The sequence below is a fragment of the Verrucosispora sp. TAA-831 genome (assembly GCF_050780145.1).
Lineage (GTDB): Bacteria > Actinomycetota > Actinomycetes > Mycobacteriales > Micromonosporaceae > Micromonospora.
In genome coordinates this window covers 6,537,719-6,551,423 of sequence record NZ_CP192240.1, presented here as the reverse complement: position 1 = coordinate 6,551,423, position 13,705 = coordinate 6,537,719, and the positions used below count along the sequence as shown (strand labels likewise).

Below are 13,705 nucleotides of genomic sequence, written 5' to 3'. Positions count from 1 at the left end.
CGCAGACCACGAAGGGAGGACCTGATGATGTTGTTCAGCGGAGGCACGGTCGTCACCATGGACCCGGCCATCGGCGACCTGGAATCCGGTGACGTGCTGATCCGCGAGGACCGGATCGTCGCGGTCGGCGCGGACCTGCGGTCCCATCCGGAGGCGTCGGGCGCGACCGTGGTCGACACGACCGGCCGGATCGTCAGCCCCGGTTTCGTGGACACCCATCGGCACGCCTGGCAGGCGCAGATGCGCCGCAGCATCCCGGACGTGACCGACCTGGGGGCGTACGTGATGTCCACGCTGGCCGGGCTCGCGCCCGCGTACACCCCGCACGACATGTACGTGGGCACTCGGCTCGCCGTGCTCACCGCCCTCGACGCCGGCATCACCACGATGCTCGACTTCTCGCACAACTCCCGTACGGCGGCGCACTCCGACGCGGCGATCCAGGCGCTGGTCGACACCGGTATCCGGGGCGTACACGCGTCGATGGGTCCGCACTTCGGCGCGTGGGACCGCCAGTGGCCGGGCGACCTGGCCCGGTTGTGCGGGGCGTACCAGGGGGCGAACGGTGGGCTGGTGACGCTGCGCCTGGCGGCGTTGGCCACCGACGAGATCGCCGGTCCGGCCCTGGCCTACGGGCCGGAGCTGGCGGCGGTCGCCCGCGATCTCGACCTCGGGGTCAGCGTGGACGCGGTGTTCGGCGTACCGTCGTCCACGGCGATCATGCGCTGGGCCGCCGCCGGGCTGCTCGGTCCGGACCTGACCCTGATCCACGCCACCGGCCTCACCTCGCAGGCGTGGCAGGCGATGGGTGACGCCGGGGTCACCGTGTCGCTGGCACCGACCTCCGAGGCGCAGATCGGCCTGGAGACCGCGGTGCCCGCGATCGACGAGGCACTGGCCGTCGGTATCCGGCCCGGACTCAGCATCGACGTGGAGGTGGCGCTGGCCAGCGACATGTTCACCCAGATGCGTACCCTGCACGCCATCCAGCGGATGCGCGCGGTGAACGCCGCCTACGGCACGGACACCACGCCGCACCGGATCACCACCCGCGACGTGCTGGACTTCGCCACCGTGCAGGGTGCCCGGACCAACGGACTCGGTGACGTCACCGGTTCGCTGACCCCCGGCAAGCAGGCGGACCTGCTGGTCGTCGCCGCCAACGACGTCAACACGATGCCGCTCAACGACGCGGTCGGCACGCTGGTGCTCGGTGCCGACGCCCGCAACATCGAGACCGTCGTGGTCGCCGGCCAGGTACGCAAACAGCACGGCCACCTCGTCGACGTGGACCTGGCCGAGCTGCGCCGCCAGGTGACCGGATCCCGCGACGCGATCCGCAGGTCCGTGGCCAACGCCTGACCCCGCGTCTCTCCCGCCCCTGCCCGCGTGGCGAGACGCATTCGGCGATCATGGAGTTGTGGTTAGGGCGAGAAGGGTGAATCGGGCCGAAACTCTAGCCACAGCTCCATGATCGACGAGGCGAGATGCCACCCGTGCGCCGGAAGCGCGGATCTTGGGGTGGCGGCGGGTGCGGGAGGCCTGGCCGTCGGACTGAGGCTCGGGCGCGGGTGGTGGGCCGGGCTGCCCCGATCGTCCGTGACTCGCGGACAACTCCGGGATTCTGCAACAAACCTGCACATCTCTACTCTTGCGCCGCGAGTAAGCGCTTTCCTAGCCTGAGATTACATCGATGTTTCGCTCTATGGCCAGTTCGAGGGCTTACGAAACTCAGTCACCTGCGGTGTCGGGCTGTGCAGGACGTGTCTCGCGCCGCGCTCACTCCCGAGGAGTCCATCAGTGAGAACCACAGTGCGACACAGGCTTCTGGCCGGCGGTACCGCCGTGGTCGCGGCGGCCGTGGTGGTCGCGGCGCTGCCGTTGACCCACGCGTCGGGTGCGGCCGACGGCCACATGGCCGCCTCGGTCGTCGCCGACGCGACCAACCTCAGCATCGGAGCCGGTGCCGACGGCTCCAGCAAGGGCGGCGGCACCAGCTACGGCAACGTGATCGACGGCGACGTGGGCACATACTGGTCGCCGTCCGGCTCGACCGGCCGCGTCTCGGTCAAGTGGGGGGCCGCCACCACGGTCGGTTCGGTCACCATCCGCGAGGCGTCCGGCGCGGTCGGGGTCATCGGCGGCTGGCGACTCGTCAACAACGACACCGGCGCCACCCTGGCCAGCGGCACCGGGGCCGGGACGATCACCTTCGCCGCCACCTCGCTGCGCAAAATCAACTTCGAGATCACCAGCGCGAGCGGCACGCCGAGGGTCGCCGAGTTCGAGACGTACGCCTCCGGCACGACGACCCCGCCCACCACACCGCCGCCGCCGACCGGGCCGACCACCCCGCCGCCGACCACGCCTCCGCCCACCACCCCGCCGCCCTCGTCCGGCACGCTGTACGTGGCGCCGACCGGCACCGCCAGCGCGCCCGGCACGCTGGCGAGCCCGACGACGCTCACCTCCGCGATCACCCGGGTCACCGCGGGCGGGACCATCTTCCTGCGCGGCGGCACCTACCGCTACTCGCAGACGATCACCATCGGCCAGGGCAACAACGGCACGTCGAGCGCCCGCAAGAACATCTTCGCGTACGCGGGGGAGACGCCGATCCTGAACTTCTCGGCGCAGAGCGAGGACCCGGCCAACCGTGGGCTCGAAATGGGCGGGTCGTGGTGGCACGTCCGGGGCATCGTCGTCGAGCGGGCCGGGGACAACGGCATCCTGCTCGCCGGCAACAACAACATCGTCGAGCGGGTGGTGACCCGCCACAACCGGGACTCCGGCCTCCAACTCTCGCGGCTGATCGCCAACGCGCCCCGGGACCAGTGGCCCTCGAACAATCTCGTGGTCAGCACGGTGTCGCACGACAACGTGGACTCCGACGGTGAGGACGCCGACGGCTTCGCCCCCAAGCTGACCGTCGGCTCCGGCAACGTCTTCCGCTACACGGTCGCCCACAACAACATCGACGACGGGTACGACCTCTACACCAAGAGCGACACCGGAGCGATCGGCGCGGTGACCATCGAGTCCTCCCTCGCCTACGGCAACGGCACCCTGAGCAACGGCGGTCAGGCCGGCAACGGTGACCGCAACGGCTTCAAGCTCGGTGGTGAGGACATCGCGGTGAACCACACCATCCGGGGCAACATCGCCTACGACAACGGCAAGCACGGGTTCACCTACAACCGCAACCCCGGCACGATGACGGTGTCGAACAACGCCAACATCGGCAACACCGAGCGCAACTTCAACTTCGACGGCGGCTCCTCGGTGTTCCGCAACAACACGTCGTGCAGCGGCGGCTCGAACGACCGGATCGTCGGCAACTCCGACAGCTCGAACCAGTTCTGGTCCGGCACCAACGGGTCCCGGTGCGCGTCGTACTCGGGGGCGTTCGGCTGGTCCTTCGTCTCCGACGGTCGGCTGGTCGTGACCTTCGGCGGCCGGGTGGTCACCCCGTAACGAGCACGGACGAGGTCGGCGTCACCGGTCTGCGGTGACGCCGACCTCGTTCACGGGGGGTTCATCCGAGAATCAAAGCCGGTTCATAGGTACGCCTGTTGGTATTCGTTGGCATCTGTCGCCTACGGATCGGCCAACATCCCATGCTCACTTGGCGCAACCGGGCACCCGCCCGTCCCGCGACGCGTACGCCATCGGCACCGATCGTCGGGCGCGGCCCGGCTGCGGACCGCGACGATCAGGCCGGGCACGCCCTCCGCGCACCGAGCCGACTGCATGCGTTCAATCGGTACGAGGTCAAGTACGTGGTGCCGGTCGGTGACGTGCCGGCGCTGCGTGCCGAACTGGACGCGCGAATGGGTCGCGACAGTCATGGTGGCCGGACCGGGTACGGCGTGTGGAGCGTCTACTACGACACCGACCGACTGCGCTTCTACTGGGAGAAGATCGAGGGTCTCCGGTTCCGCCGCAAACTGCGGGTGCGCCATTACGGCGACCGCTCCACGATCACCGACGACAGCATCGTGCACGTCGAGGTCAAGCAACGGGTCAACCGCGTCACCCAGAAGCGCCGCGTCGCCCTGCCGTACCGGCTGGCCCGTGATCTCTGCGACCGCCGGGAGATGGTCGAGCACCATCCCGACCAGGGTGCCTTCCTCGAAGAGGTGCAGGAACTGATCTGCGGACTGGATCTGCGTCCGGTCGCGATGACGGGTTACCAGCGGGAGGCGTTCGTCGGACGGGACTCCGACATCGGCCTGCGAGTCACCATCGACCATCGGGTACGCGGCCGGGACCGCGACTTCCACCTGGGCGCCGAGGCGGAGAACCGCCTCATCGTGCCGGCCACGCTCGCCGTGGTGGAGATCAAGGCCAACGAGCGGGTGCCGTACTGGCTCACCGACCTGGCCGCCCGGGCGAACCTGTCGATCGTCCGGATGTCGAAGTACTGCCAGAGCGTCGAGGCGTTCGGCCGCGCTCCCCGATCGGTCTTCCACGTCACGGAGGGCACCGCCGATCGGCACCCTTCTCACCCCTACGCGTAGAGAGCACACATCCTCATGCCGTTCGAATTCCAGGACCTCTCCGGTACGTTCAGCGTCGGCGACATCGCCCTCGCCCTGTCGCTGTCGTTCCTGCTCAGCGCGATGATCGGCTGGGTCTACCGATTCACCCACCGGAACATCTCGTACAGCCAGTCGTACGTGCAGACGCTCGTCATCCTCGGCATGCTCATCTCGCTGATCATGCTCGTCGTCGGGTCCAACATCGCCCGCGCGTTCGCTCTGGTCGGTGCGCTGTCCGTGGTGCGCTTCCGGAACGCCATCAAGGAGACCCGGGACGTCGGTTTCATCTTCCTGGTGATGGGTGTCGGCATGGCCTGCGGCACCCGGTTCTACATCCTGGCCGTGGTCGCCGCCGTCGCGATCAGCATGATCATCGTGTTGATGTACCGCTTCAACTGGTTCGCCGCAAACGTGCAGCGGCAGGTGGTGAAGGTGCAGGTCCCGCCGGTGGCGAACTACACCGAGTCCATCCAGGACGTGTTGGTCCGCCACACCAGTGAGTTCGAGCTGGTGAGCATGGAGACGATTCGTGGCGGCGCGTTGACCGAGATCATGTACACGGTGCGGCTCAGGAAGGGCACCGAGCCCGGTCAACTGATCGCCGCGTTGGCCGAGCGCACCGGCGGTCAGCGGGTCACGGTGCTCACCGGCTACGACCAGACGGACCTGTGATGAGGCTCAAGCACCGGATCCCGGTCCGGGTCCGGCACTACTGGAAGTTCCTGGCCGGCTGCGTCGCCTTCCTGCTCGTCCTCACGGTGACGCTCAGCACGGTGCGCATCCGCCCGTACGTCACCAGCAGCGCGGTCGGCGGTGACGTGGTCACCCAGGACATCGTCGGCACCGTGGACCTGTTCGACGAGACCGCGGCACACAGCATCACGCTCGTCTATCGCGACGCGGACTACCAGCGGATGTTGGACACCTTCTACGCCGAGGGCGAGAAGGACTACATCGAGGCGGACCTGGTCATCGACGGCACCAGCGTGCCCAGCGTCGGTATCCGGCTGAAGGGGAACTCCACGCTGCGCAGCCTGAGCCGCAACGGCGAGACCCCGCAGGGCGCCGCCGGACCGAACGGCGCGAGACCCGGCGGCGACCAGGACGGCGGGCGACGGCAACGCGGCGGTCAGGACCAGCCCTCCGGCACCGGCCCGGCCGGACCGGAGGGCGCCCCCGGCGACGGCGTCATCCCGGACGGGGCCGACCTCGCGCCGAACGGCGGCGGGATGTCGCGGATCTCGCTCCAGGCCGAGGAACCGGAGAACCTGCCCTGGCTCATCCGCTTCGACGAGTACGTCGACGGTCGCCGCTACCAGGGGCACCGGGAACTCTCCCTCCGCGTCGCCGGGATGGGCGGCGGCTCCACGGTGCTCAACGAGGCGGTGACGCTCGACCTGCTCGGTGACGCCGGTGAGGTGGCCCAGGAGTACGCGTACACCAGCTTCACCGTCAACGACCGGCCGACCACCGCCCGGCTGGTGGTGGAGCATCCCGACGAGAACTTCACCGCGAAGATCGACGGCAGTGGTGTGCTCTACAAGTCGCTGGCCACCGGCAGCTTCACCGACCAGGGCGACGATCCGACCGCCTACGACGACGACTTCAAACAGATCACCATGAAGGGCAGCCAGGATCTGCAACCGGTGATCGACCTGATCAGGTGGGTCGAGAACGCCAGCGACACCGAGTTCGACGAACAGCTCGCCGACCGGGTCGACGTGGAGTCCTTCGCCCGGTACGTCGCCTGGCAGAACCTGCTGCTCAACTTCGACGACATGTCCGGGCCGGGTCGCAACTACTACCTCTGGTACGACCTGACGAGCAAGAAGTTCACCGTGATCGGCTGGGACTACAACCTCACCTTCAGCGGTGACGCCGGTCAGGGCCCGCACGAGCAGGGTCGCCTCGGTGGTGGTTTCCGGGGCGGGGGTGCCACCCGCCCGACGACCGGTCAGCAGGGTGCCGAGACCGAGGGCGGAGCACCTCCGGGCTTCACCGCCCCGGATACCGCCCCGCCGGGCTTCGATCCCGAAGTAGCCGACGCGAGGCCCGACCGCGCGGGGCGTCCCGACAACGGTGGACCCGGTGGTGGCGGTCCCGGTGGTGGCGGCCACCTCCTCAAGGAGCGCTTCCTCGCCAGCGAGACGTTCACGCAGGTGTACGAGGACGCGTACCGCGCGCTCTATCGGCAGGTCTACGCCGACGGCGCGGCCCTGGCGGCGCTCGACGGCATCACCGAGGTGTTGTCGAGCGTCGACGGGCAGGACGCGCAGACCGTGACTGACGACGCGAATCGGCTGCGTACCCTCGTCGGTCAACGCACCGAGAGCCTCGCCGCGGACCCCGTGATCACCCAGAGCTGAGCCCGACGTGGCCCTCCGCCGATGCCCTGCCGGGAGAACATCGACCTGACATGTTCCTCACGTCCGCTCGCGAGGCTGGCTGCGGCCGGGTCGAGAACCGGCCGCAGTGGCCCGGGAGCCTCCCGGACCGATCGGACGAAAGGCGTTGTCATGCGCAGGAATCGGACGCTGTTGATGAGTGCCGTCATGCTGATCGCGTTGTCGGCCTGCGGGTCGACGGCCGACGAGCAGAAGACGGACGACGGCACCGGGCAGGTGGCCTCACTGGCCACCCCCGAGCCGGAACGGACCGGCTCGGCGCAGCCGAAGGAGGAACGTCCGCGCGAGCGGCTCGACACCACGCCGGAGGAGTACCAGGCGCTGCTCGGGCCGTACCGCAAGTGCCTGAAGCAGCAGGGCGTAGCGGACAGGTTGACCGCCGGGCACCCCGGCCGACCGTCCGGCGAGACCAACGCCAAGGAGGCGGAGGCGTACGAGGCGGCGAACCGGATCTGTGAGCCGAAGTACTATCCGCTGCCGCCGTGGGAGAAGGACCCGGCCAACCCGGAGGCGCGGGACTTCGCGGTCGCCGTCGTGAAGTGCCTCAAGGACAAGGGCGTCAAGTACGTGGAGGTCTCCGAGGACGGCGTCTCGCTCGCCTTCGGCGGGGACCAGAACCACTCCCGTTCGATCAGCATGGGCCTGGATCTCGCCCCCGAGTGTGAGCGCAAGGTGGCCGCCGAGTCGAACTGACGACGCTCCGCCGAGCACCGCGAGATGTCGGCGTGAGTTGTCGGGGTGAGATGTAAGGAGGGGACCCTTCCTATACACGAGGCGTTAGGAAGGTGCCCTTCCTTTCACAGCGGAGCGCGGCGGCCGGTCCTCCGGCCGCCGCGCTCTTGTCGTTCGCCGCCCTGCGCCGAGCGCCGGGCGGGGGCAGGCTCACGCGGCGGCGAGGGCCTGCGTCGGGGGCAGCCGGGCCGCGCGTACGCAGGGGTAGACACCGGCGAGCACGCCGATCACCACGGCACCGCCGACTCCGAGGACCGCCGCCTGGCCGGGCAGCACCAACGGCCAGCCCTGCCAGGCCGCGTACCCGACGGTGGCGAGCAGTCCCACCGCCGTACCGACCAGACCGCCGAGTGCCGCCAGCACGGTCGACTCGGTCAGGAACTGACCCCGGATCTGTCCACGGGTCGCCCCGAGCGCCCGCCGCAGGCCGATCTCGGCCCGCCGCTCCAGGACCGAGACGACCATCGTGTTGGCCACCCCGATGCCCCCGACCAGCAGGGCTACCGCAGCCAGCGCCAGGAAGAGCACGGAGAAGTTGCCCTCGGTGGCCCGCTTCGCGGCCAACGCGTCGGAGGGACGGCTCACCACCACCGTGCCGGGCCGCTCCGGTGAGATCGTCTCCGCCAGCACCCCGCGTACCGCCTCCAGTTGTGACTCCTCGCAACGGATGTAGATCACCGTGGGGTGGCCGTCGAACCGCAGCTCACTGCGGGCCGCCGGCCAACCGACCAGCACCGATCGGTCGATGTCCGGGGACAGCGGAGTCTCGGCCAGGATGCCGATCACGGTGAACCGGCGGTCTCCGATCGTCACCTGCGGTGCGGGCTGTCCGGCGGGCAGATCGGCGATGCCGAGCCGGGTGGCGGCCACCGAGCCGAGGACGACGGTGGGGAAGTCCGCCATGGCCGGGTTCAGCCAGCTACCGACGCGGATCCGCGCGTTGATGGTGGGCAACAGGTCCAGGTGACTGGCGAGCACGGTCAGGCCGGAGCCGTCCGTGGGGTCGAGATGGTCGTTGCGACGTACCACGGTGCGGGTGTTGCCGACCGCGCTGACCGCCGTGACCGGGCCGATCCGCTGCACCATCCCCACCGCCGACTCCGGCAGCTTGACCGGTGGGTCGCGGTCCGGGGCCGCCATCGCCTGGAGAGAGTTCGTACCGAGCGCGGTCAACTCGGTCAGCAACGCGGCCTGCCCGGCGGCCGGGATGCCGGTGACCACGATCATCGTGGCGATGCCGATGGCGATACCCAGCGCCGACAGCACCGCCCGCAGCGGGCGGGCCCGCAGGCCGGTCAACCCGAGCGCGAGCAGATCCGGCAGGGCCAGCCGGGCCGGCCGTGGTGCCCGGTCGATCGGCCGGGTCACCGGTCCGACACCACATCGCCGGCCGGGCCACCCGACTCCACGGCACGGGCCGGGCTGCCCGACTCCACGGCACGGGCCGGGCCACCCGACACCTCGGCGGGAGCCGACTCCACGGCACGCGCCGGGACGAGCGACGACTGCGTGTCGTCGCGGATCAGTCGCCCGTCGCGGATCTCGATCTGCCGGGGCAGGGACGCGGCGATACCGCGGTCGTGGGTGATCAGCACGATGGTGGTGCCTTCCTCGTTGAGCCGGCGCAGCAGCCGTAGCACGGACTGCCCGGTGGCGGTGTCGAGTGCGCCGGTGGGTTCGTCGGCCAGGACCAGCGACGGTTGGTTGGCCAGGGCGCGGGCGATCGCGACGCGCTGCTTCTCGCCGCCGGACAACTGCCCCGGGCGGTGCCCGGTGCGGTGCGCCAGGCCGACCCGGCCCAGGGCACGCAGGGCGTGCTCCCGCCGCTGTCGTCGGGGCACCCCGGCGTAGAGCAGACCGGTGGCGACGTTGTCGACGGCGCTGAGCCCGTCGGAGAGGTGGAACTGCTGGAAGACGAAGCCGATCTCCCGGGCCCGCAGCGCCGACAGCCGCCGGTCCCCGAGCGTCGCGACGTCCTGACCGGCGATGTGGACGGTGCCCGAGGTGGGCCGGTCCAACGTGCCGATGATGTTGAGCAGGGTCGACTTCCCCGACCCGGAGGGTCCGACGACGGCCACCAGTTCTCCGGCGGCGACGTCCAGGCTCACGTCGGCCAGCGCGGTGACCCCACCGGGATAGACCATGGACGCGTGGCGTACCGAGAGCACGGGCGCGGTCACGAGGGCACCACCACCTCGGTGCCCTCGGTCAGCCCCTCGCCGGTGATCTCGACCCAGCCGTCGGCGAACATGCCGGTGCGTACCGCGACCAGCCCGCCGGGCGCCTGCACGGCGTAGCCGCCCTCACGCAACGCCACCAGCGCCTCGACCGGCGCGACCAGCACGTCGGTGGCGGTACGCCCGGTGAACTGCACCTGCACCTCGCCGGAGTCGAGGTCGGCGATGGTCTGCGGCTTGTCGACGGCCACCGTCACGGTCAGCAGGGGCGGGCCGCTCGCGATGCCGGCGTCGCTCGCGACGAGGTCACGGCCGACGGAGACGACCCGGGCGGGGACCTCGCGGTCGTCGGGCAGGCCGACGGTGACCCGGTCCCCTCGCTTGATCGAGGCGGCGTCGGTGAGTTCGGCACCGACGGTGATCACCTTGCGGACCGAGGTCACCGACAGCAGGGGCGTCTCCGCCGAGTCACCGGGTTGGCCGGTCACCGAGTCCACCCGGACCGCGCCGCTCGCGACCTCGACGTGTCCCACCGGGATCGTGCCGGTCGCCGGCACACCGAGGTCGGTCTGCCAGCGTTTGATCGCCGTGACCAGTGCGGGCGTGAGGACGCCCTCGCCGCTGCGTACCTGGTGCGATGCTGCCGGGGATCCCGCTGCCGCCGTCGGCTCGTCGTCAGCGTCGCCGTCGGCGGCGCTCTGGGTCGGGGGCTGCGGCGTCACCCGCTCGCCGGGCGACGGCTGCCGGCCGATCGGGTAACCGAGCGCGCGAAGGTTGTCCGCGACCACCCGGACGTCCCGGCCGACCAGGTTCGATCCGGCGATGTCCCGGTACATCGGCAGGCTGCCGTAGAACAGCACCACCGGGCGGTCGTCGGCCCGGAACAGTTGCCCGCCGCGCTTGACGGTGGTGCCGGCCTTCGGCAGCCAGGTGACCGTCGCGGTCAGGTGCCCGGCCAGCGGGCGCGTCGGGCCGTACCCGAGGCTGCCGGGCAGCGTCCGGGTGGTCGACAGGTCGCGGCGCGCGATCGGCGTGGTCGCGACCGCGTCCGTGTCCCCCGAGGCCGGCTGGGCGTCGGCCCGCTGCCGGGTGACCACGATCCCGGAACCCACCGTGAGCACCGCCACCACGAGCCCCACGGCGAGCCACCGCATACCGCGTCGCCGTACCGGCGGCTCGGGTACACGCGGGATGAACTCGGTCGGGGCGTCATGCTTCGGATCCATGCCGACGAGGGTGTCCAGCGGTCGTTAGAAACCTGTCAGGTATGGCCGCCGGAGCCCTGCCGACGGGAATCCAGACCTATCATCGCCGCCATGTGTGCACAGGTGCTGGTCGCTGACGACGATCCCCGCCAGGCCGAGGTGGTACGCCGATACCTGACCGCCGAGGGCCACGACGCCGTGGTGGTGCACGACGGCCGGGCGGCGCTGGACACGGCCCGTCGGCTCCGCCCCGACCTGCTGGTGCTGGACGTGATGATGCCGGAGCTGGACGGTCTCCAGGTGTGCCAGGCCCTGCGCCGGGAGTCCGACGTGCTGGTGCTGATGCTGACCGCCAGGTCCACCGAGGACGACCTGCTGACCGGACTGGACCTCGGCGCGGACGACTACCTGACCAAGCCGTACAGCCCTCGGGAGCTGATGGCCCGGGTCCGCACCCTGCTGCGGCGGGCGAAACCCGGCGCAGCACCGTCCGCCGACGCCGGGCTGCTGCGGGTCGGACCGATCGAGGTCGACCCGACCGCCCACCAGGTGACCGTGGACGGCGTACGGGTCGCCTGCACCCGGGGTGAGTTCGCCATCCTGGCGGCGATGGTGAAGCAGCCGAACCGGGTCTTCACCCGAGGTCAACTGCTGCACCACACCCGTGGCGTCGACCGCAGCTCGACCGAGCGGACCATCGACGTCCACGTGATGAACCTGCGCCGCAAGATAGAACGCGATCCGCAGCGCCCGGCCTGGCTGGTCACCGTCTTCGGGGTCGGCTACAAGCTGGCCGGCGGTCCGGCGAAGACACGGTGAGCACCCGGCGGGTGCCGATCCGGCACAGTCTGGTGACCCGGTTGCTGGTCACCTCGGTGCTGATCGCGATCGCCGCGATCACGTCCACCGCATGGCTCGCCACCCGGACCGCGACCCGGGCCATCAGCCAGGAGCAGGGTCGCTCGCTCGCCGAGAACACCGAGGTCTACAACGAGCTGATCGAGTACGCGGCCACCCACCCGGACTGGTCCGGGGTGTCACCGCTCATCGAGCAGCGGGCCGCCGGGCTGGACCGGCGGATCACCCTGATGACGGAGGACCGGGCGGTCGTGGCCGACACGCGCGACGGTCCGCCGCTGCACGCCGCCCGCCCGGCTGCCGTGGTCGATCCGCTGAACCTGGACCTCGGGCTCACCGGCGGCACCGACCGTATCGACCCTCGGGCGGTCGGGCCGTTCCGGGTGCCCGACGACGTACGCGACGAACTGCTCGCGAGCGCCAAGGAACAGTTGGAGTGCCTACGGCGGAGCCGGCTGGGCGGAAGGATCGAGTCGCTGCCCGACGGGCGATTCACCGTCGTGCTGACCACGCCGGATCCGCGCGGAGCGGCAGGTAGCTGCGAGGCGAAGCCGTCCACGGCCAGTGGTGCCGAGGAGAAGGCGCTACGGACCCTGGGCCGGCTGGCGGGCGACTGCCTCGACCTGGCCGAGGACGAGGGACTGGAGATCCTGCCCGACTTCAGCGCGTACCTGACCAACATCTGGGTCGACGAGCGCAGCGCCCGCCCCGCCCCACAGGAGACCTTCCGGGTCGACGTGGACGCGGACGAAGCGGCCCGGATCAGCGAGTGTGTGGAGAGGTCGCGGCGGAGCATGCTCCAGTCGCACGTGGCCCCGGCCGTGCTGCTGTTCATCACCGCACCGGACAGCGGCGCCGACCAGACCACGTTCACCCTCTCCGGCGAGAACACCGTCCGCATCGTCACGGTGACCGGTGCGGTGCTGGTCGCCACCATCATCGTCACCGTGCTGGTCGGCCGCCGGCTGGTCCGTCCGTTGCGGACGCTCACCGACGCCGTCGACCGGCAGCGACCGGCCCCGGTCTCCGCACCGGACGAGATCGGGCGGCTGGCCCGGGCGCTGAACGACTCGATCCACCGCCGGGACCGCGCCGAGGCACAGCGACGCGCCATGGTCAGCGACGTCGCACACGAGCTACGTACCCCGCTGACCAACATCCGGAGTTGGCTGGAGGCGGCCCAGGACGATCTCGCGCCGACCGACGCCCAACTGCTCGGTCTGTTGCACGAGGAGGCGGTGCTGCTCCAGCACATCATCGACGACCTCGCCGACCTGGCCGCCGCAGACGCCGGCACGCTGCGGATCCATCCCGAGCCGACCTACGTCCGGGACGTGGTCACGCAGGTGGTGGACAGCCACCGGGGTACGGCACAGGCGGCCGGGATCGCGCTGACCGTGCAGATCGAGGACGACCCGGTGCTGTCGGCCGACGCGGTCCGGCTACGGCAGATCGTCGGCAACCTGGTCTCGAACGCGATCCGGTACACCCCGCCCGGCGGGTCGGTCACCGTCGCCGCGCAGCAGAACACGATCACCGTACGGGACACCGGGGTGGGCATCGCGGCCGATCACCTGCCGAAGATCTTCGATCGGTTCTGGCGGGCGGACGGGTCCCGTACCCGCGCGACCGGCGGCAGCGGCCTCGGCCTGGCGATCACCCAGCACCTGGTCAGCGCCCACGGCGGCACCATCGACGTGCAGAGCACCCTGGGCGAGGGCAGCCTGTTCACCGTCCGGCTGCCGGACACCCCGACGGGGCCGCGTCAGGGATGACGCGGCCCCGCC

General features: G+C 70.5%; 11 protein-coding genes. 8 read left to right on the top strand and 3 right to left on the bottom strand.

All coding sequences use genetic code 11. The annotated features are described in order from the left end of the window. Nucleotides 1–24: 24 nt before the first annotated feature. From ACQVFL_RS29135 to ACQVFL_RS29110, 6 genes are all read left to right on the top strand, one after another. On the top strand, nt 25–1,362 hold the full coding sequence (locus ACQVFL_RS29135; protein WP_431728036.1) for an amidohydrolase family protein: 1,338 nt from the start codon (nt 25–27) through the stop codon (nt 1,360–1,362). Between the two features lie 438 nt (nt 1,363–1,800). Continuing rightward, nucleotides 1,801–3,474: a cellulose-binding protein gene (locus ACQVFL_RS29130; RefSeq protein WP_431728035.1), complete on the top strand. Its 1,674-nt coding sequence runs from the start codon at nt 1,801–1,803 to the stop codon at nt 3,472–3,474. A gap of 143 nt (nt 3,475–3,617) precedes the next feature. Further along, entirely contained in the window at nt 3,618–4,520 is a 903-nt protein-coding gene (locus ACQVFL_RS29125; protein WP_431728034.1) for a polyphosphate polymerase domain-containing protein, read from the top strand. Between the two features lie 15 nt (nt 4,521–4,535). After that, nucleotides 4,536–5,213 (top strand): DUF4956 domain-containing protein, encoded by a 678-nt coding sequence (locus tag ACQVFL_RS29120; RefSeq protein WP_396698069.1) that lies wholly within the window; start codon nt 4,536–4,538, stop codon nt 5,211–5,213. After that, entirely contained in the window at nt 5,213–6,907 is a 1,695-nt protein-coding gene (locus ACQVFL_RS29115) for a CotH kinase family protein (RefSeq protein ID WP_431728033.1), read from the top strand. The genes ACQVFL_RS29120 and ACQVFL_RS29115 overlap by 1 nt, the downstream gene beginning before the upstream one ends. Before the next feature lie 150 nt (nt 6,908–7,057). Continuing rightward, nucleotides 7,058–7,639, top strand: coding sequence for a hypothetical protein (locus ACQVFL_RS29110; protein WP_396698072.1), 582 nt, complete (start codon nt 7,058–7,060; stop codon nt 7,637–7,639). A gap of 189 nt (nt 7,640–7,828) precedes the next feature. Here the strand turns inward: ACQVFL_RS29110 and ACQVFL_RS29105 are convergent, their stop codons facing one another. Genes ACQVFL_RS29105 through ACQVFL_RS29095 form a run of 3 tightly spaced genes read right to left on the bottom strand, consistent with a single transcriptional unit; the run spans nt 7,829 to nt 11,081 of the window. Next, complete coding sequence (locus ACQVFL_RS29105) at nt 7,829–9,046, bottom strand: ABC transporter permease (protein WP_431728032.1); 1,218 nt, start codon at nt 9,044–9,046, stop codon at nt 7,829–7,831. After that, on the bottom strand, nt 9,043–9,858 hold the full coding sequence (locus tag ACQVFL_RS29100; protein ID WP_431728031.1) for an ABC transporter ATP-binding protein: 816 nt from the start codon (nt 9,856–9,858) through the stop codon (nt 9,043–9,045). The genes ACQVFL_RS29105 and ACQVFL_RS29100 overlap by 4 nt, the downstream gene beginning before the upstream one ends. Then, complete coding sequence (locus ACQVFL_RS29095) at nt 9,855–11,081, bottom strand: efflux RND transporter periplasmic adaptor subunit (protein WP_431728030.1); 1,227 nt, start codon at nt 11,079–11,081, stop codon at nt 9,855–9,857. Before ACQVFL_RS29095 ends, ACQVFL_RS29100 begins: the two co-directional genes overlap by 4 nt. 90 nt (nt 11,082–11,171) lie before the next feature. Here ACQVFL_RS29095 and ACQVFL_RS29090 point away from each other — a divergent pair, with 90 nt between their 5' ends. Together ACQVFL_RS29090 and ACQVFL_RS29085 are read left to right on the top strand one after the other, a co-directional pair. After that, nucleotides 11,172–11,879 (top strand): response regulator, encoded by a 708-nt coding sequence (locus ACQVFL_RS29090; protein WP_396698081.1) that lies wholly within the window; start codon nt 11,172–11,174, stop codon nt 11,877–11,879. After that, on the top strand, nt 11,876–13,693 hold the full coding sequence (locus ACQVFL_RS29085; protein ID WP_431728029.1) for a sensor histidine kinase: 1,818 nt from the start codon (nt 11,876–11,878) through the stop codon (nt 13,691–13,693). Before ACQVFL_RS29090 ends, ACQVFL_RS29085 begins: the two co-directional genes overlap by 4 nt. Nucleotides 13,694–13,705 lie beyond the last annotated feature (12 nt).

Excerpts from the sequence above, each read along its gene's own strand:
- ACQVFL_RS29135 (WP_431728036.1), top strand. The coding sequence starts at position 25 with ATGATGTTGTTCAGCGGAGGCACGGTCGTCACCATGGACCCGGCCATC.
- ACQVFL_RS29125 (WP_431728034.1), top strand. The coding sequence starts at position 3,618 with ATGCTCACTTGGCGCAACCGGGCACCCGCCCGTCCCGCGACGCGTACG.
- ACQVFL_RS29120 (WP_396698069.1), top strand. The coding sequence starts at position 4,536 with ATGCCGTTCGAATTCCAGGACCTCTCCGGTACGTTCAGCGTCGGCGAC.
- ACQVFL_RS29115 (WP_431728033.1), top strand. The coding sequence starts at position 5,213 with ATGAGGCTCAAGCACCGGATCCCGGTCCGGGTCCGGCACTACTGGAAG.
- ACQVFL_RS29110 (WP_396698072.1), top strand. The coding sequence starts at position 7,058 with ATGCGCAGGAATCGGACGCTGTTGATGAGTGCCGTCATGCTGATCGCG.
- ACQVFL_RS29095 (WP_431728030.1), bottom strand. The coding sequence starts at position 11,081 with ATGGATCCGAAGCATGACGCCCCGACCGAGTTCATCCCGCGTGTACCC.
- ACQVFL_RS29090 (WP_396698081.1), top strand. The coding sequence starts at position 11,172 with ATGTGTGCACAGGTGCTGGTCGCTGACGACGATCCCCGCCAGGCCGAG.